This window comes from Bacillus sp. BC05(2025) (assembly GCF_056725905.1).
The window spans coordinates 14,436-34,096 of sequence record NZ_JBWYRA010000011.1 but is presented as its reverse complement, the minus strand read 5'-3'; the positions used below and the strand labels follow the sequence as shown (position 1 = coordinate 34,096).

Genomic DNA, 19,661 nt, shown 5'->3' with positions numbered 1-19,661 from the left:
TAGAAAAAGCGAAGGAGGTGCTCCTTCGCTTTTTTACATTTTAAAAAGGTCTCTCTAACCCTGCTGCAGTATGAGCTCCTAAAATAATTAAACGAGTTAATTGCATAGCCATAAAATGCGGGGTATATATCATCCCTCTTTTTAACCATGACATAATCATCCCGATATGAGCTCCTGTCACATAACTAATTAAAATATCACGAGGAACCATAAGATCTTTATCATCGGGCTGTGAAATAGATAAGCTTAATGTTAAATGTGTTTGTATCGTTTTCATCATTTTATAAGAGTAGTTTCCAGCAGCTTTATCGCCAAGCATAACGTTATAGAAGTTCGCATTTTCTGCGATATGCTCGAACAAAGCTAAAAATGTCGGATGTGGTGAATCAAATGTAAGTTGAAACTCTTCTTTATTTCTATTTTTGGGTTTAATAACTTCGGTTAATTTTTCTAACATTTCTTCGATGCTTTTGTCTAGTAAGTCATATTTATCGTGGTAATGACTATAAAACGTAGCACGATTTACAGGAGCACGTTCTGCAATATGTTGAACAGTTACATCGTCAAATCCTTTTTCGCCTACTAAAGCGACAAAAGCATCCTGTATGAGTTGTCTCGTTCGCTTTACACGTGGATCATTTGTATTTTTAATAGACATTTTTACTTCCCCTCGTTTAATTTTCTATACTTAAACAACATATTGGTATTATATTGTTGTTTAAGCGACATTTCATACGTAAAATGTCGGTTGTAGATTCGAAATAATTATTTATAATTATAAACGATAGTCCTTCAGAAATCAGCACCGCTCGCAGGTAGATAAATTTCGATTTACACCTCAGATGGTGTGATTTTTTTGTTTAAAAGTTAATATAATTAACAATTAAACAGTCTAAACAATAAGGACATAAATAGTTTAGAAAAAAATTATATGCGATATAAGGAGAGGAATGCAATGAATCAGTTTCGAAGAATGGTGATTATTAACATTATCACATTAATTGTACTAGTTGGCGGCGGTATTGGCGGTTATTACTATTACAATCAAGCGGAAAATTACTTAAAAACAGACAATGCAAAAATTGATGGAAAGGTAATTCCGATTGCATCACCAGTAGCAGGTAAATTAACTGACTGGAAAGCCGAAGTAGGTAAGAACTACAATGAGAACGATAAATTAGGTGCTGTTACTGTAGCAGCAGCAAATGGAGAACAAACAGTAGATGTAACAATTCCACAAAATGCAACAGTTGTACAATCAAACGCGACGACAAATGCTTTCGTTGGAGCAGGTAGCCCAATTGCTTATGCATTTGATATGAACAATTTATGGGTAACGGCAAACATTGAAGAAACAGATGTTGACGATGTACAAAAAGGTCAAGACGTAGATGTGTATGTAGATGCATACCCAGATACAACGTTATCAGGAAAAGTAGAGCAAGTTGGATTAACAACAGCAAACACATTCTCTATGTTACCATCAAGCAACGCAACAGCGAACTATACGAAAGTAACACAAGTAGTACCAGTTAAAATTTCTTTAGATCATAGTAAATCAGTAAATATTGTTCCTGGAATGAATGTGTCAGTTCGTATTCATAAGTAAGGGGGAGATGAGATGTCCTCAATTGCAATTGCAGGATATGCACTATTTTGTATAATCGTCTTCTTCCTTGTAAATCGTCTTTTACGAAAGAAAAAAACGAACGTGGGAGAAGAACAAGTCCCAGCCGTAAATAAAATAGAAGTAAGTAAGGTAGAAACAGAAGAGAAAGAAATTGAACGAGAGCAAGAATCGGAAATTTCTAATGTAGTTGAGTTAGAAACAGGAAAGCAAGAAGAAGTAAAAGAAGAAAAAGAAGTGCCGAAAAAGCAAATGTCTACGCCTGTAGAGAATGTGAATGTAAAAGCAGTTGTAGCTGTATTAATTCTCGGCATGTTCGTTTCTATTTTAAACCAAACAATCATTAACGTTGCATTGCCTCCGTTAATGAATGAATTTAACGTATCAACTTCAACAGCACAATGGTTAATTACAGGTTTCATGCTGGTAAATGGTATTTTAGTACCGATTAGTGCCTTTTTAGTTTCACGATTTACGTATCGTAAATTATTTGTAGCAGCAATGTTATTCTTCACGGTAGGATCTATCATTTGTGCTACTTCAGGAAACTTTACGATGATGATGACGGGCCGTGTTATTCAAGCGGTTGGTGCGGGTATTTTAATGCCGGTTGGTATGAATATCTTCATGACATTATTCCCGCCTCATAAGCGCGGAGCAGCGATGGGATTACTAGGTGTAGCGATGATTTTAGCTCCAGCTATCGGACCGACTGTAACAGGTTGGGTGATTGAAAATTACAGCTGGAACTTAATGTTCTACGCGATGTTTATTATAGGTTTAATTATTACGTTCCTATCTTTAAAATTCTTTACATTAGCTCAGCCAGTGTCTAATACGAAATTAGATGTATTTGGTGTTGTTAGTTCAAGTATTGGACTAGGAAGCTTACTGTATGGATTTAGTGAAGCTGGAAATAATAGTTGGACTAGTGCCGAAGTTGTTATTTCGCTTGTTATCGGTGTAATTGGTTTAGCGTTATTTATTTGGAGAGAGTTAACAACAGATAATAAAATGCTTGATTTACAAGTGTTTAAATACCCAGTATTTACTTTTACTTTAGTAATTAACGCAATCGTTACGATGGCATTATTCGGAGGTATGTTATTACTTCCAGTATATCTGCAAAACATTCGCGGTTTCACACCGATTGAATCAGGTTTATTATTACTTCCAGGATCATTAATTATGGGGATTATGGGACCTATTGCAGGTAAACTATTTGATAAGTATGGTATTCGTCCGTTAGCGATTGTTGGGTTAGCCATTACAACATTTGCGACATATGAATTCACAACGTTATCGATGGATACACCGTATAGCGTTATTATGACGGATTATATTATACGTTCGATTGGTATGTCATTCATTATGATGCCAATTATGACAGCTGGTATGAACGCACTGCCGATGAAATTAATTTCTCACGGTACAGCAACGCAAAATACGTCAAGACAAGTAGCTGGTTCAATTGGAACGGCGATATTAATTACACTTATGACGCAACAAACGACTGCTCACGTAGCAGATTACGGCAACATGTTAACAACTTCAAATCCAATTTTAGTTGATAAAGTACACGGCATGGGGCAAAGCTTAGCGGCCTTAGCTGGATCAGCGCAAGCAGGAGACGCGATGAGTACACAACTATTATATGGACAAATTTCAAAGCTATCTGCAATTAACGGTATTAACGATGCCTTCTTAATTGCAACGATACTCGCAGGGATTGCTTGGGTGTTATCGTTCTTCTTACCATCAGGCAATAAACGAAATAGAAAAGCAGGGAATTAATTTCCCTGCTTTTTTTGTTCTTTATGCGGTTAAATATAAAAGCTGATAACCAGCTATGGAGCAAAGCCCTGTTATAAACAAAATTGTTCCCATAGCACGAATACTTGATATTTGTCTGCCGCTTATAATAGCCAATAGTCCAGCTAAAGAGAAGAGGCACCAATATAAAGTTCCCGAAATTGGAACCATCCCCTCTAAATCTATTCCAGAACCTATACAAACGATAGGAACAACGATAAGCGATATGCTAATGAAACCAGCTATAATGGTAAGTGATTTACGACATTTAATACCAGCAATAATTAAAAAAATGCCAATGATGAAGTCGCATAAAATCAAAGTAAAAGCTAAAATTATCCAACCTAATATTCCGAACAAGTCTGTATTACCTCCGATTTATGAGTTTTTAAAAAATATTATATATAGTATGAATCACCCACAGTCGTGAGTAGCCAGAAGATAACCCCTAATATACCAGTGATAAAAATAATGAATCCCATATTACGTATACTTTTCATCTTTGCTTGTAATCCACTCAATCCTGCCGATAATCCAGTTAAAGAAAACAGTATCCAATATAAAGTAGTTGAAATAGGGAGGATTGTATTGCTCTCCACCCCCATGCCCCAAAAAACAAAAGGTAGTGTGGCAAAGGAAAAACTAAGTAGCCCCATTAAACCGACAAATAATTTACGGTGTTTCACGCTAGTAACAATTAAAAAAATACCACCGAAAAATCCGCATAAAACAAGAAGTGGCATATAAACAACCCAAAGTAAGCTCAACATATGTAATCTCCTTCTATGTAATCAGTTACATTTTACTACATGAGGTTTATTTTGGATATTATTGATAAAGTGAAACTTTAATCAGTGGGAGTCTTACTGCCCATTAAAGCGGGATAAATATGTATAAATTGATAGAAATGAGAAGTAATCATACGAATTGATAAAAGAGGTATCGCGATGATACCTCTTTTTAGCTCAAGAATGCCAACAGATTATTCATAATATGAAATAACATAGCTGGAATAATAGATTTTGTTTTTTTACATAAAATAGCCATTAATAATCCCATGAAGAAAGTAATGACCATTACGCCAAGTGAGTATGTATGAGCGATACCGAAGAAGAAGCTTGTTATAATCGCTGCAATCCAAAATGGAAAGCGTTCTGAGAAAAAACGAAGTATAAAGCCACGGAAAATAAGCTCTTCAAAAATTGGTGTGAGTATTGCAAAGCCGAGAAGTAATAATATTTGATACTGCTTAAAGACATCTAAGTTTAGTGCGGAAGATTGCTGCTTTGTTGCGTCTTGGAACACATAATTTAACAAGACGTAATTGAGTAAAATGTTTATAGCGAAGAAAAGAAGTAAGTATACGTATGTACGCCATTCTTTAAGTGCTTTAAAGTTAAATGATTGTAGTAGTAATTTTTTTGCGGGTTCGAATTTGAAAATGAAGAATAACAACACGGCTAGTTGTAATACGATACTTGCAGTATTTACGATAGATTCATACAGGGCAATTTGTTTTTTATCTGTAAGACCAGCTGTATAAATTGTTAAGGGCATTGCGAGGAACACAGTAATGAGTCCGGTTCCGAAAAAAGCAAATAAAACGGAGCTAATAAATTGTCCCCATGACATAGAGTATTTCTGTTCATTAGAGAGTTGTGTAGCGGGTTGCATTTGTAAAATCACCTCTTTATATTTGTATATTTAATTATAAAGTATTTTATTTTTGGATGTAACATTTAAATATTACATATACAGGTGTATTTTCCATAAAATAATAAAAGAGGTATCACCCTATAGTGATGCCTCTTTCTCATTGATAACTATGTTCGGCCTTGTTATTCAATTTTGATTGCTCTATTTGCAATTCGTGCTCTACCAATCGATCTAACTGTTGAATAGCTTTTAATGCTTTTTCATAAGAAATCGTTCTATAATGATGCGCTCCGCCCGGTTCTTCATCTGCTTCGTCTGCCCATTTAATAATGTTTTGAAGAGACGTTCTTTCAATTTCTTGTTCCACTAAGAAAGAATCTGTATGAAGAAGAATCGCAATAGAAATTTCTTTTGCTAGTTTAGGGTGCTCTCCTAATCTAATAAGCAATTTATGAGCTCTTTCTGCTCCTTTAATTGCGTGTATATCATTCTTTTTGTATAAATCATAGTCCCATTCGCCGCCTGTGTACCATGTATGATGTCCGATATCATGAAGGAAACCAGCTTTTGTCGCAGCATCGACTGAGGCGTGATGCTTTTTAGCTAAGTGAAACGCATGGTAAGCGACAGCAATCGCGTGGACCATCCCAGAACGATTTACGTATTTTTGTGTAATATGGTGTTTAAAAATTTGTTCAAGCGTAATACGGTGCATAAAACATTCACTCCTTTTATCTTATGGTGTCTATAAAGAAAATCGATCGGTTTAAATGTATTTTGAACATTGTACTCCATCATAGTTCGTTAGTAAAGTAGAAATGTTTAGGAGAAGAAAAAATTTTTCTGCAAAAAAATCACCTTGGCCTATGCAAAGGTGATTTTCAAATTGCTTATTTTTTTAATCCTTGCTCTAGTGTTTCTAACATTTCGTGCTTTTCATTTTCATCAGCGTTTTTCCAAATGACTTCAAATAAAACACCAAGACCTGGCAGCATTTTTTCTTCACCGCTTTGAATTGCATCGACAATTGTTTCTTGTAATTGATCTTGTGTATTACCAGATACATTTGCTAATACAGCACCGCGTAAATTAAAACTCATTGTTTTCACCTCTTCTTCAGAATTGAAACTGACGTTAGTTTTTGTTCTTTTTTATGTAAATATGTATGGAAAATAGGCTATAATGATAAGACAAGAAGAGAGGGAAATACATATTATGAAAAACATTGATTCAGTACAAAATCCGCGTGTGAAGCAGTGGAAAAAGCTGCAAACGAAAAAAGAGCGCGATAAAAAAGGTTTATTTTTTGTAGAAGGATTCCACTTAGTGGAGGAAGCTTTAAAGGCAGGGATTGTAACGGAACTTATCGTGTCAGATCAGACAGACCTTCCGAAAGATTGGACAGTTAATGATGTAGAAATGTATATCGTACCTGAAGCTATCGTAAAAGTACTTCGTGAAACAGAAACGACGCAAGGTGTATTTGCTGTTTGTGAAAAGCATGAGAAGGAAGTAGCTCTTGCTGATGGGAAATTTCTTTTATTAGATGGCCTGCAAGATCCAGGTAACTTAGGGACAATTATTCGTACAGCTGATGCAGCCGGTATTCATGCCGTTGTGCTTGGAGAAGGATGCGTTGATGCATATAATAGTAAAGTGCTTCGCTCTACACAAGGTTCTATTTTCCACTTACCAGTTGTAAAAGGTAACTTAGAAGAATGGGTAGACGAGCTAAAAGAAAATAACGTTCCTGTATATGGAACAGCTCTTGAAAATGGAGTTCCTTATGGTGAAGTAACACCAGCTGGTAGTTTTGCATTAATTGTAGGAAATGAAGGAAATGGCGTACGCCAAGAAATTCTTGCGAAAACGGATCAAAACTTGTATATTCCGATTTACGGCGGGGCAGAATCATTAAATGTTGCAGTTGCAGCAGGGATTTTAACGTATTATTTGCAAAGCCCGGTTGCGAACAAATAAAAAACTTCTTATAATAAGTTGAAGTACATTATATCAAAAGTTAAATAACGAAAAACGTTGATAGAGAAGAGTAGCTTACAAAATCGCCATATAGGGAGAGAATGCCGTAGACTGAAAGCATTCTTATGGTAGACGGAAGTGAATTCACCTCTGGAGTTGACGCCAGGACCATGTACATGTAAAGGCGTTCCGGTCAGAATTGATCGTTATAACTAATGAGTGGGCAGACATGTTCTGTCAATTTAGGGTGGTACCGCGAATTTACCTCGTCCCTTTTTGGGAGCGAGGTTTTTTTATTTTTAAAATTAGGAGGGTTCCAAAATGGAAGCACGTTTAAAAGAGCTAAAGCAAAAAGCGTTAGAGCTTATTGAAGAAGCGAAAGAGCTAAAAGGCTTAAACGACGTACGCGTAGCGTATTTAGGAAAAAAAGGTCCAATTACAGAAGTATTACGCGGCATGGGAAAATTATCAGCAGAAGAGCGTCCACGTATGGGAGCATTAGTAAATGAAGTACGTGAAGCGATTCAAACTCGTTTAGACGACAAAATTAGTAATTTAGAAAAAGCAGTAATCGAAGCAAAATTAGCTAATGAAACAATTGATGTTACCTTGCCAGGTCGTCCTGTTGAAACAGGTTGTCACCATCCATTAACAGCTGTTGTTGAACAAATTGAAGATGTATTCATCGGTATGGGTTATGAAGTAGCTGAAGGAACAGAAGTAGAAAAAGACTACTATAACTTCGAAGCATTAAACTTACCGAAAGATCACCCAGCGCGTGATATGCAAGATACATTCTACATTACAGAAGAAACGTTATTACGTACACATACATCTTCTGTACAAGCACGTACGATGGAAAATAATAAAGAAAAAGGTCCAATCAAAATTATTTGTCCTGGTAAAGTGTATCGCCGCGATGACGATGATGCGACGCATTCACACCAGTTCATGCAAATTGAAGGTCTTGTAATCGATAAAAACATTCGCATGAGTGACTTAAAAGGTACACTGCAAGTATTCGTGAAAAAGATGTTCGGTGAAGATCGTGAAATCCGTCTTCGTCCAAGTTTCTTCCCATTCACAGAGCCATCTGTAGAGATGGATATTTCTTGTATGATGTGTCACGGTAAAGGTTGCGGCACTTGTAAAGGAACTGGATGGATCGAAATTTTAGGCGCAGGTATGGTTCACCCGAACGTACTTGAAATGGCTGGTTATGATTCAAAAGAATATCAAGGTTTCGCATTCGGTATGGGCGCAGAGCGTATCGCAATGTTGAAATACGGCGTAGATGACATTCGTCATTTCTATACAAATGATGTACGTTTCTTACAACAATTCAAACGAGCGTAAGGGAAGGAGAGGATAAGTATGTTCGTATCATATCGTTGGTTACAAGAGTATGTAGATATTAAAGATGTAACAGCACAAGAACTAGCAGATAAAATCACGAAAAGTGGTATTGAAGTAGAAGGTGTTGAAGTATTAAATAAAGGTGTAAAAGGTGTTGTAGTTGGTCACGTATTAGAATGTGAAAAACACCCAGAAGCTGATAAGTTAAGCAAATGCTTAATCGATATCGGTGAAGAAGAGCCAGTTCAAATTATTTGTGGAGCTGCTAACATTGCAAAAGGTTTAAAAGTACCAGTTGCAAAAGTTGGAGCTGTACTTCCTGGCAACTTTAAAATTAAAAAAGCAAAACTACGTGGTGAAGCTTCTCACGGTATGGTTTGTGCGCTTCAAGAGCTTGGTATTGATGGAAAGTTAGTTGCGAAAGAATACGCAGACGGTATCTTCATCTTCCCAAGTGACGCTGAAGTTGGTGCAGATGCACTTGAAATTTTAAACTTACATGATGAAGTACTTGAGCTTGGTTTAACGCCAAACCGTGCAGATTGCTTAAACATGTTAGGTGTTGCATATGAAGTCGCTGCTATTTACGGTCGTGAAGTAAAACTTCCAGCTATCGACTTACAAGAAACAGCAGAAAAAACTGCTGATTACATTTCTGTAAGTGTAGAAGCGAAAGAAGAAAACCCATTATATATTGCGAAAATGGTGAAAAACGTAAAGGTTGGTCCATCTCCAATGTGGATGCAAACGCGCCTTATGGCAGCTGGCATTCGTCCAATTAGCAACGTAGTTGATATTACAAACTACATTTTAATGGAATACGGTCAACCGTTACATGCATTCGATTACGATAAATTAGGTTCAAAAGAAATCGTTGTTCGTCTTGCAAAAGAAGGCGAAAAAATTGAAACGTTAGATGATCAAGAGCGTACGTTACAAAATCATCATCTTGTAATTACAAACGGCACAAAAGCTTTAGCTGTTGCTGGTGTAATGGGTGGAGCTGATTCTGAAGTTACAAATGAGACAGTAAACGTTTTAATCGAATCTGCATACTTTGCAGGTCAAACAGTGCGCCGTACATCAAAAGACTTAGGTCTTCGCAGTGAATCAAGTGCACGTTTCGAAAAAGGAATCGACCCAACGCGTACGTTTGAAGCAATTCAACACGCAGCTGCTTTAATGGCGAAATACGCTGGCGGAGAAGCACTTGAAGGTGTAGTAGAAGCTGACAATTTACAGGTACAAGAGCGTACAGTATCTGTTACGGCAGAAAAAGTAAACCGTGTATTAGGTACAAATATTTCTGCAAGTGAAATGGGTACAATGTTCACAAACTTAAAATTCCCATTCACAGAAGTAGAAGGAACATTCCATGTGAATGTACCAGCACGTCGTCCTGACATTACAATTTCAGAAGACTTAGTAGAAGAAGTGGGTCGCCTATACGGTTATGACCACATTCCAGTTACATTACCTTCTGGAACAATGACTCGTGGTAAATTAACATCAGCACAAACGAAACGTCGTAAAGTACGTCGTTTCTTAGAAGGTGCTGGTTTATATGAAGCGATCACATATTCATTAACAAGCGCTGACAAAGCGAAACAATATATGGTTGAGCCAAACGAAAAGGCGCCTGTAGGTCTTGCACTTCCAATGAGTGAAGAGCGTAGCCAACTTCGTTTAAGCCTAGTGCCACAATTGTTAGAAGCAGTTTCATACAATGTTGCTCGTAAAAACGACAGCGTTGCTTTATATGAAGTAGGTTCTATCTTCTTACCAACAGAAGATGGAGAACTTCCGAAAGAAGAACAACATCTTGCAGGTGTTATGACAGGTCTTGCTCTTCACCATGCATGGCAAGGTGAGAAGAAAGTAGTAGACTTCTTCGTTGTGAAAGGTGTACTAGAAGGATTATTCGACGTACTTGGCGTTTCAAACCAAATCACTTATGCACCAGCAAAACGTGAAGGTATGCACCCAGGTCGTACAGCTGACATCGTATTAGATGGCGAAGTAATTGGTTTCATCGGTCAATTGCACCCAGAAGCAGAAAAACAATTAGATGTGAAAAATACATTCGTATTCGAATTATCTCTTGTAAAAGTATTCGGTGCAGATGCAGAAGAAACTTACTACTCAGCGATCCCACGTTTCCCATCTATGACACGTGATATGGCTGTTGTCGTAACGAAAGAAACAAAAGCTGGCGAAATGAAGCAAGTTATTGCTGAAGCTGGTGGAGAACTTCTGAAAGACGTAACACTATTTGACTTATACGAAGGAGAAAAAATGGAAGAAGGCAAGAAATCACTTGCATTCTCTATGAACTACTTCGATGCAGAGCGTACGTTAACAGACGAAGAAGTAACAGAAGCACATAACCGCGTGTTAACAGCGGTAGAAGAGAAATTTGGTGCGGAGTTACGTAAATAATAAGAAATTGCCGGATTTATTCCGGCAATTTTTTTATGGAACGATTGTAAAAATCGTCGATATATTTTTAGGTGTCTTGCATCTTTCTCTCGAATGTAGTACATTAATTTTAGTTTAACAAAATGAAAGACGATGATAAGGAAAAGTAGTATATACTATAATCCAAAGCGAGTCAGGGACGGTGAGAGCCTGATGAGGAGGTATATGTGAAGAACACCTTGGAGTTGCTAACCGAAATTGAATCTTGTATTCAAGAGTAGACTTAGACGGGAATCCGGCCTGTTACAAACCGGGAAGTATGTATTACATACGAGTTAAAGTTGGTCTTTATGACAAATTGGGTGGTACCGCGAAGTTTAACCTTTCGTCCCTTTATGGATGAAAGGTTTTTTTGTATTTAAATATATCAGCAAAGGAGAATTTCACTATGGAAAACACATTAGTAAAAAGTCTGTATAGAGATACAGATAAATACGCAGGTCAAACAGTACAAGTATCAGGGTGGATTCGTAACTTACGTGATTCAAAAGCATTTGGTTTCATCGAATTAAACGACGGTAGCTTCTTCAAAAGCGTTCAAATCGTTTTCGATACGGAATTAGATAACTTCAAAGAAATTGCAAAACTTCCACTTAGCTCTTCAGTTAAAGTAGAAGGTAAAGTAATTGCAACGCCTGGAGCGAAGCAACCATTTGAAATTAAAGCAGACAAAATTGATATCGAGGGCTTATCAGATTCTGATTACCCACTTCAAAAGAAACGTCACACGTTTGAATACTTACGTACAATTGCTCACTTACGTCCAAGAACAAACGCATTCTCTGCAACGTTCCGCGTACGTTCTATTGCAGCATTTGCAATTCATCAATTCTTCCAAGAGCGTGGATTCGTACATGTCCACACACCAATCATTACTGGTAGTGATACAGAAGGTGCTGGCGAAATGTTCCGCGTAACAACGCAAGATTTAAACAACGTACCAAAAGGTGAAGATGGACAAGTTGATGAATCAAAAGACTTCTTCGGCAAAGAAACAAACTTAACAGTAAGCGGACAGCTGAACGCTGAAGCTTATGCGTTAGCATTCCGTGATGTATACACATTCGGACCTACATTCCGTGCAGAAAACTCAAACACAACTCGCCACGCTGCTGAGTTCTGGATGGTTGAGCCTGAGATTGCATTCGCTGAACTAGGTGATGTAATGAACCTTACAGAAGATATGCTGAAATATGCAATGAAATACGTATTAGAGCATGCACCAGAAGAAATGGAATTCTTCAACAGCTTCGTTGATAAAACAGTTTTAGAGCGCATGAACAACGTAATTAACTCTGACTTCGGTCGTATCACATATACAGAAGCAATTAAAGTGCTTCAAGAGTCAGGTGCTGACTTCAAATACCCAGTAGAATGGGGTATTGACTTACAAACAGAGCATGAAAGATACTTATCAGAAGAAATCTTCAAACGCCCTGTATTCGTAACTGACTATCCGAAAGACATTAAAGCATTCTACATGCGCTTAAATGACGACGGTAAAACAGTAGCTGCTACTGACCTTCTAGTTCCTGGCATCGGCGAATTAATCGGCGGAAGCCAACGTGAAGAAAGAATGGACGTTTTAGTAGACAGAATTAAAGAATTAGGTATGAACGAAGAGGATTACTGGTGGTACTTAGAACTTAGAAAATACGGCGGTACAAAACACGCTGGATTCGGTCTAGGTTTCGAGCGCTTTCTAATGTACATCACTGGCATGGCTAACATCCGTGACGTAATTCCATTCCCAAGAACTCCAGGTTCTTCTGAATTCTAAAATATGAAAAAAGCGAGAGGATTTCCTCTCGCTTTTTATTTTGTATATTGTATAGTTTATTCTCCCGTAGCAAAAAGTAATGCGAAGGGGTGAATTTAAATGAGTAAAAAAGTGAAAAAAGATCATTCAAGATCGGACCTAGGTTCTCCAGAAGTAGAAGGACAAGGAACGACAACACATGAAACAGGTTCTCATAAAGTACCTTCATCTAATAAGAAGCAGAAACGAAGTTAACATAAAAAGGAGAGTCTTGGCGGCTCTCCTTTTTTATGTATTACATCTTTTTATCATGAATCTCTTTTGTAATGTTATCTATATCTTTGTCTATTCGATCTAAATAGAAAAACCAAAGTAAGCTCATGAACACATAATAGATGGCCATCACACCAAGGTTATCAGATATATTTTCGAATGTGGATTTAGAAGTGAAAAAAGCTCCCCAAATGATAGAAATAGTGAGGTAAGAAAGTGGGCCCACGAGGTGTACGAAAACATATAATAACTTTTTAACTTTTACAGCATTTATATGAAAAACCTTCTTTTTCTAATCATACATTCAAGTTCCTCACAGAAGTGTTGTAGTTTTGCTGGATTATGTATTAAGAAGCGGGCATCGTGTTTTCCGATAAATCTTCGAATTCGAAAGTTTAATAAAAAAGAACGGCCATAACGCTCTATTAAATCGTTGAACTCTCGTTGCTCACTGAGTAGCTGAATATTTTCTCTAATTTCAAACTGTCTTTCGTGTGGATCGCCTAGTAAAATATTTAGAATCATTTGTAGAAGTAGCAATGGGAATCTCCTCCTATGTTAGAATAATCTGTATATTATAATTATAACAAAACTATAAGGACAATAGTAGGGTGAAACAAAAAAACAGGAGTTTGTAGGCTCCTGTTTTTGTCGATACTATTTTAGTAAGCGAAGCGCCTTCTCCGTATTAGCAAAATGCAGTTTCACAAACTCAGGTAATCGTTCTTTACCAAGCTTTTGAATTAATTTAGCGGCAGCGATATCAACTTGTTTACCAGCACCTTTTGGAAGTGGCATACCAGCTTTTTTGCTTAGTTCGTCAAATTGTTTTACGAATGAGTAACGAGCTAAAATAGAGGCAGCAGCTACTGCTAAATGGACGCTTTCGCCTTTCGTCGCGAAATAAACATTTTCACGCTGTACCTGTTTTTGTTTAGCTAAATATTTGTAGTATGTATCAGGTTGTGTAAATTGATCGATTAAGACGCCTTCAGGTTTTGTAGGTGCGATTTTTGCTAATAAGTTTGTAATAGCTTTATTATGTAGTAGGGCTTTTAACTTACCTTGGTTGTTTCCTTTATCAAATAGCTCGTTATATTTTTCATTATGAAGAACGAGAGAGCTGTAAGGAACAACGTGTAGAAGTTGTTTCGCAATGGCAGTAATTTGATCGTCATTTAAGTTTTTAGAGTCTTTTACACCAAGCTCTTTTAGCAATGGAATTTGCTTCGAATCCACATATACAGCAACGACTGTCATCGGTCCGAAGAAATCACCAGTACCCACTTCATCTGACCCCACGATAGACATTGTACCGATGGAAGCAGGTGGTATATAACGGTGTGAATCGACAGATTTTTTTACAGCTATTTTCGGCGTTTGGGGGACAGTTTGCCAACGGGCAGCTTCCGCTTCAGCACGTCCACCTTGGAACATTACTTTGCCGGATTTATACGCTGTAATTGTGCAAGATGGTACCTTTGCCATGAAGATCCCGCCTTGCGGAGTTTTCGGGCTAAGAGATTGTTTATATTGTTGTTTCATGTCTTCAATTACTGTAGAATTTGTTTGAATTACGATAGAATTTGACATAATGGTCGCCCCTTTTTTTATATTGTTATTTTTATCATATCGGATTGTTCTTTCTGTTTCCATATTATGAAGGTTCATGGTATGATAAACTTTAGGATTCTGTACGTGATTGGAGGCCGGTGAGTTGTCACAACAAAAGGGAAAGAAAAGTCGAATTAATGTAGAAATCTATGGTCAGCAATATTCAGTTGTTGGCGATGAAAGTACAAGTCATATCCGCATGGTAGCAGCGATTGTGGATGATAAAATGCGCGAACTCAATGCCAAGAATCCTTCGCTTGACACGAGTAGACTAGCGGTATTGACGGCGGTAAACGTCATACACGATTACATAAAATTAAAAGAAGAACATGAGAAATTGAAAGAAAGTATGACAAAAAAAGGAATGGAATAACATGATTGATATTATTATCATTTTACTGCTTGTTATGGGATTTTTCCTCGGCTTACGCAGAGGGTTTATTCTGCAACTTGTAAAGTTAACAAGCTTTATTATCGCATACCTTGTTGCATACTGGTACTGTAAAGATTTAGCGCCAGCACTTGCGAAATTTATTCCGTATCCATTTGATAAAAACGTATCTGTTCCAGAATGGATTGATGCAAATAATATTGAGACAGTATTTTATCAAGCGCTTGCGTTTATCATATTGTTTATTATTACAAAAATTGCACTTTCATTACTTGGTAATTTGTTAAATATGTTTGCAGAAATACCGGTTTTAAAGCAAGTCAATGCGTTCGCGGGGGCAATCCTCGGATTTTTAGAAGTATATATTATTTTGTTTGTGTTAATTATCATTGGAAACATTCTTCCGATTGAACAACTGCAAACACCATTACAAAAATCATCAATTAGCAAAATAATTGTAGACGATACACCGATTCTCTCTGAAAAGGTGAAGGAACTATGGCAGACAGGTAGCAGAGTATAACTTCTCTTTTTTCGGAAAGAGGAGTTTTTTTCTATGAAAGAAAGGTGGGGCAATCATGAAAGTAAATAAAAAACAAGTTATTAAATTATTAGAGACAATCGGCCTGTTTATGGAACTAAAGGGCGCGAATCCATTTAAAATATCGGCATTTCGTAAAGCGGCAGCAGCATTAGAAAGTGATGATCGTAGTCTTTCTGAGATTGAAGATTTCACGAAGATTCCGGGCATTGGAAAAGGAACAGCAGCGGTTATTCAAGAATATATAGAGTCGGGAACATCTGAAGTATTACAAGAGCTTGAACAAGAAGTGCCAAGTAGCTTATTACCGTTATTAAAATTGCCAGGCCTTGGTGGCAAAAAAGTAGCTAAGTTATATAAAGAGTTAGGCGTTATTGATATGGAGACGTTAAAAGCTGCTTGTGAGGAAAATAAAGTACAAGCTTTAGCTGGTTTCGGTAAGAAGACAGAAGAGAAAATATTAGAAGCAATCGATCAAGTAGGATCTCGTCCAGAGCGTGTACCAATCGCAATGGTATTGCCTATTGCCGGGGAAATAGAGGAGAAATTGTCGAATATTGCTGAGGTAATTCGTTTCTCTCGCGCTGGTAGTTTGCGCCGCGTTCGTGAAACAGTGAAAGATTTAGACTTTATCATTGCAACGACAGAACCAGCCGCAGTACGTGAACATTTACTACAGTTCGATAATATGATTGAAGTAATCGCAAGTGGAGATACGAAAGTTTCTGTCCGTCTTCAATATGAATATGATATTTCGATTGATTTCCGCTTAGTAAAACCAGAAGAGTTTATTACAACTCTTCACCATTTCACAGGATCAAAAGACCATAACGTAAAAATGCGTCAAATCGCAAAAGATAAAGGCGAGAAAATTAGTGAGTACGGTGTAGAGAACTTGGAAACAGGTGAAGTGAAAACATTTGAAACTGAAGAAGAATTCTTCGCTCATTTTGGTCTTCCATTTATCCCGCCAGAAGTGCGTGAAGATGGAAAAGAAATTGAATTAATTAAAGAGTATCCAAACTTAATTCAGTTCACTGATATACAAGGTGATTTACATATGCATACAACATGGAGTGACGGTGCTTTTTCTATTGAAGAGATGGTACAAGCGTGTCGTGCTCGTGGATATAAGTTTATGGCAATTACTGACCACTCACAATACTTAAAAGTAGCGAACGGTTTAACGAAAGAGCGCCTTCGTGAACAAGCGAAAGAAATTGAACGCATGAATGAAAAGTATCCAGACATTACAATTTTACGCGGAATTGAAATGGATATTTTACCAGACGCAACACTTGATTTTGATGATGAAGTATTAGCGGAATTAGATTACGTCATTGGAGCGATTCATTCTAGCTTCTCACAAGACCGTGAGACGATTATGAAACGCCTTCGTGCTGCGCTAGAGAATAAGCATGTCACAATGATTGCCCATCCGACAGGACGTCTTCTTGGACGCCGTGAAGGATACGATGTAGATACAGATTTATTAATCGAACTCGCAAAAGAAACAAATACAGTTTTAGAATTAAATGCGAATCCAAATCGTTTAGATTTAAGCGCGAAATTATTAAAACAAGCACAAGATGCTGGTGTAAAAGTAGCGATTAATACGGATGCTCATACACTTGAAATGTTAGAAGATATGGAAACAGGTGTAGCTGCAGCACGTAAAGGTTGGATTCAAAAAGATAATGTGATTAACACGTGGGATATTGAACGTTTATTAGACTATATTAAACGTAATAAGTAACACAAGGGGGACCTGCAACATGTTAGAAAGAACGTTGCGTGTATTAGAATACAATAAAGTAAAAGAACAATTACTTGAACATACAGCCTCTTCACTTGGTCGTGACAAAGTGAAGCATTTAGTGCCAAGCACTGATTTTGAAGAAATTGTAGAAATGCAAGATACAACGGATGAAGCAGCAAAAGTCATTCGTTTAAAAGGTAGTGCACCATTAGGTGGTATTACGGATATTCGCTCAAATGTGAAGCGTGCAAAGATTGGAAGTATGTTAAGCCCAAATGAACTACTTGATATTGCGAATACGATGTATGGTAGTCGCAATATGAAACGTTTCATTGAAGATATGGTTGATAATGGTGTCGAGCTTCCCATTTTAGAAACGCATGTCGCTCAAATTGTATCTTTATATGATTTAGAAAAGAAAATTACAAATTGTATCGGTGATGGTGGTGAAGTAGTCGATAGCGCAAGTGATAAACTACGTGGTATTCGTACTCAAATTCGTACTGCAGAAAGCCGTATTCGTGAAAAGTTAGAAAACATGACGCGTTCTTCAAACGCGCAAAAGATGCTGTCTGACTCGATTGTAACAATTCGTAACGAACGTTACGTAATCCCGGTAAAACAAGAATACCGCGGTGTATACGGCGGTATTGTTCACGATCAATCAGCATCTGGGCAAACGTTATTTATTGAACCGCAAGTCATTGTAGAATTAAATAACGCGCTTCAAGAAGCACGTGTGAAAGAAAAACAAGAAATCGAACGCATCTTATTGATGTTAACAGAAGAAGTAGCAGTAGAAGCGGATATCGTTTTATCTAACGTAGAAGTAGTGGCGAATCTTGACTTCATCTTTGCGAAAGCTTTTTATGCGAAGCGTATTAAAGCAACGAAGCCAATCGTAAATAACGAGCGTTATATGGACTTAAAACAAGCGCGTCATCCGCTTATTGATCCAGAAATTATCGTGCCAAATAACATTATGTTAGGTAAAGACTTCACGACAATTGTTATTACAGGGCCGAATACAGGCGGTAAAACAGTTACGCTGAAAACAGTTGGTATTTGTGTGTTAATGGCGCAATCTGGTCTTCACATTCCTGTAATGGACGAGTCAGAGATTTGTGTATTCAAAAATATCTTTGCTGATATTGGTGATGAGCAATCGATTGAACAAAGTTTAAGTACGTTCTCCTCACATATGGTGAACATTGTTGATATTTTAGAAAAAGCTGATTTCGAAAGCTTAGTTTTATTCGATGAATTAGGTGCTGGAACAGACCCACAAGAAGGGGCTGCACTAGCCATTTCAATTTTAGATGAAGTATGTAATCGTGGTGCTCGCGTTGTTGCTACGACGCATTACCCAGAATTAAAAGCATACGGATATAACCGTGAACAAGTTATTAATGCGAGCGTTGAGTTTGACGTGAACACGTTAAGCCCAACGTATAAATTATTAATTGGTGTACCAGGACGTAGTAATGCCTTCGAAATTTCGAAACGTCTTGGGTTATCTGATCGCGTGATTGAACAAGCGCGTAACCACATTAGTACAGATACAAACAAAATTGAAAATATGATTGCGAAGTTAGAAGAAAGTCAAAAGAACGCAGAGCGTGACTGGAACGAAGCAGAAGCACTTCGCAAGCAATCTGAAAAGCTGCATCGCGAATTACAACGTCAAATCATTGAATTTAACGAAGATCGTGATGAACGATTATTAAAAGCGCAAAAAGAAGGGGAAGAAAAAGTCGAAGCTGCAAAGAAAGAAGCAGAAGGTATTATTCAAGAACTTCGTCAATTGCGTAAAGCACAGCTTGCAAATGTGAAAGATCACGAGCTAATTGAAGCGAAGAGCCGTCTAGAAGGTGCAGCACCAGAGCTTGTGAAGAAACAAAAAGTAAACGTGAAAAACACTGCACCGAAACAACAGTTACGCGCAGGTGATGAAGTAAAAGTATTAACATTCGGTCAAAAAGGTCAACTACTTGAAAAAGTAAGTGATACAGAGTGGAGCGTACAAATCGGTATTCTGAAGATGAAAGTAAAAGAGTCTAACATGGAATACATTAACACGCCGAAGCAAACAGAGAAAAAAGCAGTTGCGACAGTAAAAGGTAGAGACTACCACGTTTCATTAGAACTTGACCTTCGTGGTGAACGATTTGAAAATGCAATGGCGCGCGTCGAGAAATATTTAGACGATGCCCAACTTGCAAGCTATCCTCGCGTATCAATCATTCACGGTAAAGGAACAGGAGCACTTCGCCAAGGTGTTCAAGATTACTTGAAGAAGCACCGTGGTGTGAAAAACTTCCGTTACGGTGACATGGGCGAGGGAGGCCTAGGCGTAACAGTTGTCGAATTAAAATAGAAAACAACGAAACAAAGGGGAAACCATTATATGTTTAT

20 protein-coding genes and 2 other annotated features are annotated in these 19,661 nt (G+C 37.5%); of the genes, 11 read left to right on the top strand and 9 right to left on the bottom strand.

The window, feature by feature from the left end; all coding sequences use genetic code 11:
• Nucleotides 1–40: 40 nt before the first annotated feature.
• Nucleotides 41–658: a TetR/AcrR family transcriptional regulator gene (locus ACZ76X_RS24505; RefSeq protein WP_098668063.1), complete on the bottom strand. Its 618-nt coding sequence runs from the start codon at nt 656–658 to the stop codon at nt 41–43.
• Nucleotides 659–955: 297 nt separating this feature from the next.
• Here ACZ76X_RS24505 and ACZ76X_RS24500 point away from each other — a divergent pair, with 297 nt between their 5' ends.
• Together ACZ76X_RS24500 and ACZ76X_RS24495 are read left to right on the top strand one after the other, a co-directional pair.
• On the top strand, nt 956–1,609 hold the full coding sequence (locus tag ACZ76X_RS24500) for an HlyD family secretion protein (RefSeq protein WP_048531600.1): 654 nt from the start codon (nt 956–958) through the stop codon (nt 1,607–1,609).
• A 12-nt stretch (nt 1,610–1,621) separates the two neighbouring features.
• Nucleotides 1,622–3,421 carry a DHA2 family efflux MFS transporter permease subunit gene (locus tag ACZ76X_RS24495; RefSeq protein WP_479851964.1) on the top strand — a complete coding sequence of 600 codons (1,800 nt, stop codon included), beginning with the start codon at nt 1,622–1,624 and terminating at the stop codon, nt 3,419–3,421.
• A gap of 21 nt (nt 3,422–3,442) precedes the next feature.
• Here the strand turns inward: ACZ76X_RS24495 and ACZ76X_RS24490 are convergent, their stop codons facing one another.
• The 5 genes from ACZ76X_RS24490 to sspI all read right to left on the bottom strand — a co-directional run bounded on the left by ACZ76X_RS24490 (nt 3,443) and on the right by sspI (nt 6,195).
• The gene (locus ACZ76X_RS24490) at nt 3,443–3,799 is read right to left on the bottom strand and encodes an ammonia permease (RefSeq protein WP_479851963.1); all 357 of its coding nucleotides are present in this window, start codon (nt 3,797–3,799) and stop codon (nt 3,443–3,445) included.
• 38 nt (nt 3,800–3,837) lie between these two features.
• The gene (locus ACZ76X_RS24485) at nt 3,838–4,209 is read right to left on the bottom strand and encodes a DNA-binding protein (protein ID WP_479851962.1); all 372 of its coding nucleotides are present in this window, start codon (nt 4,207–4,209) and stop codon (nt 3,838–3,840) included.
• A 190-nt stretch (nt 4,210–4,399) separates the two neighbouring features.
• Entirely contained in the window at nt 4,400–5,113 is a 714-nt protein-coding gene (locus tag ACZ76X_RS24480; RefSeq protein ID WP_479851961.1) for a CPBP family intramembrane glutamic endopeptidase, read from the bottom strand.
• 139 nt (nt 5,114–5,252) lie between these two features.
• A complete protein-coding gene (locus tag ACZ76X_RS24475; protein WP_479851960.1) occupies nt 5,253–5,810 on the bottom strand; it encodes an HD domain-containing protein in 558 nt (185 codons plus the stop codon).
• 175 nt (nt 5,811–5,985) lie between these two features.
• Nucleotides 5,986–6,195: a small acid-soluble spore protein SspI gene (gene sspI / locus ACZ76X_RS24470; RefSeq protein WP_000009513.1), complete on the bottom strand. Its 210-nt coding sequence runs from the start codon at nt 6,193–6,195 to the stop codon at nt 5,986–5,988.
• A gap of 82 nt (nt 6,196–6,277) precedes the next feature.
• Between sspI and ACZ76X_RS24465 the strand changes: the two genes are divergently transcribed.
• From ACZ76X_RS24465 to ACZ76X_RS24445, 5 genes are all read left to right on the top strand, one after another.
• Nucleotides 6,278–7,075: a TrmH family RNA methyltransferase gene (locus ACZ76X_RS24465; RefSeq protein WP_479851959.1), complete on the top strand. Its 798-nt coding sequence runs from the start codon at nt 6,278–6,280 to the stop codon at nt 7,073–7,075.
• Between the two features lie 48 nt (nt 7,076–7,123).
• Nucleotides 7,124–7,352 (top strand) — a binding site (T-box leader).
• A gap of 44 nt (nt 7,353–7,396) precedes the next feature.
• Entirely contained in the window at nt 7,397–8,431 is a 1,035-nt protein-coding gene (pheS, locus tag ACZ76X_RS24460; RefSeq protein WP_044790621.1) for a phenylalanine--tRNA ligase subunit alpha, read from the top strand.
• An 18-nt stretch (nt 8,432–8,449) separates the two neighbouring features.
• A complete protein-coding gene (gene pheT, locus ACZ76X_RS24455) occupies nt 8,450–10,870 on the top strand; it encodes a phenylalanine--tRNA ligase subunit beta (protein ID WP_098668071.1) in 2,421 nt (806 codons plus the stop codon).
• A 123-nt stretch (nt 10,871–10,993) separates the two neighbouring features.
• Nucleotides 10,994–11,245 (top strand) — a binding site (T-box leader).
• Nucleotides 11,246–11,297: 52 nt separating this feature from the next.
• Nucleotides 11,298–12,689: an asparagine--tRNA ligase gene (gene asnS, locus ACZ76X_RS24450; RefSeq protein ID WP_098668072.1), complete on the top strand. Its 1,392-nt coding sequence runs from the start codon at nt 11,298–11,300 to the stop codon at nt 12,687–12,689.
• A gap of 99 nt (nt 12,690–12,788) precedes the next feature.
• On the top strand, nt 12,789–12,923 hold the full coding sequence (locus ACZ76X_RS24445) for a YuzL family protein (RefSeq protein ID WP_098668073.1): 135 nt from the start codon (nt 12,789–12,791) through the stop codon (nt 12,921–12,923).
• Between the two features lie 40 nt (nt 12,924–12,963).
• On the opposite strand, the gene ACZ76X_RS24440 is transcribed toward ACZ76X_RS24445, so the two are convergent.
• The 3 genes from ACZ76X_RS24440 to rnhC form a co-directional block, all read right to left on the bottom strand.
• Nucleotides 12,964–13,215, bottom strand: a complete 252-nt coding sequence (locus ACZ76X_RS24440) for a hypothetical protein (RefSeq protein ID WP_479852030.1) — start codon at nt 13,213–13,215, stop codon at nt 12,964–12,966.
• Complete coding sequence (locus ACZ76X_RS24435; protein WP_479851958.1) at nt 13,212–13,481, bottom strand: hypothetical protein; 270 nt, start codon at nt 13,479–13,481, stop codon at nt 13,212–13,214. The genes ACZ76X_RS24440 and ACZ76X_RS24435 overlap by 4 nt, the downstream gene beginning before the upstream one ends.
• Nucleotides 13,482–13,598: 117 nt before the next feature.
• Nucleotides 13,599–14,534: a ribonuclease HIII gene (gene rnhC / locus ACZ76X_RS24430; RefSeq protein ID WP_479851957.1), complete on the bottom strand. Its 936-nt coding sequence runs from the start codon at nt 14,532–14,534 to the stop codon at nt 13,599–13,601.
• 124 nt (nt 14,535–14,658) lie between these two features.
• On the opposite strand from rnhC, the gene zapA reads away from it, so the two are divergent.
• Genes zapA through ACZ76X_RS24410 form a run of 4 tightly spaced genes read left to right on the top strand, consistent with a single transcriptional unit; the run spans nt 14,659 to nt 19,623 of the window.
• A complete protein-coding gene (zapA, locus tag ACZ76X_RS24425) occupies nt 14,659–14,928 on the top strand; it encodes a cell division protein ZapA (protein ID WP_000082701.1) in 270 nt (89 codons plus the stop codon).
• Nucleotide 14,929: 1 nt separating this feature from the next.
• Complete coding sequence (locus ACZ76X_RS24420; protein ID WP_000565407.1) at nt 14,930–15,469, top strand: CvpA family protein; 540 nt, start codon at nt 14,930–14,932, stop codon at nt 15,467–15,469.
• A 55-nt stretch (nt 15,470–15,524) separates the two neighbouring features.
• The gene (gene polX, locus ACZ76X_RS24415; protein WP_479851956.1) at nt 15,525–17,243 is read left to right on the top strand and encodes a DNA polymerase/3'-5' exonuclease PolX; all 1,719 of its coding nucleotides are present in this window, start codon (nt 15,525–15,527) and stop codon (nt 17,241–17,243) included.
• Between the two features lie 19 nt (nt 17,244–17,262).
• Entirely contained in the window at nt 17,263–19,623 is a 2,361-nt protein-coding gene (locus ACZ76X_RS24410; RefSeq protein ID WP_479851955.1) for an endonuclease MutS2, read from the top strand.
• The last annotated feature ends 38 nt before the right edge of the window (nt 19,624–19,661 follow it).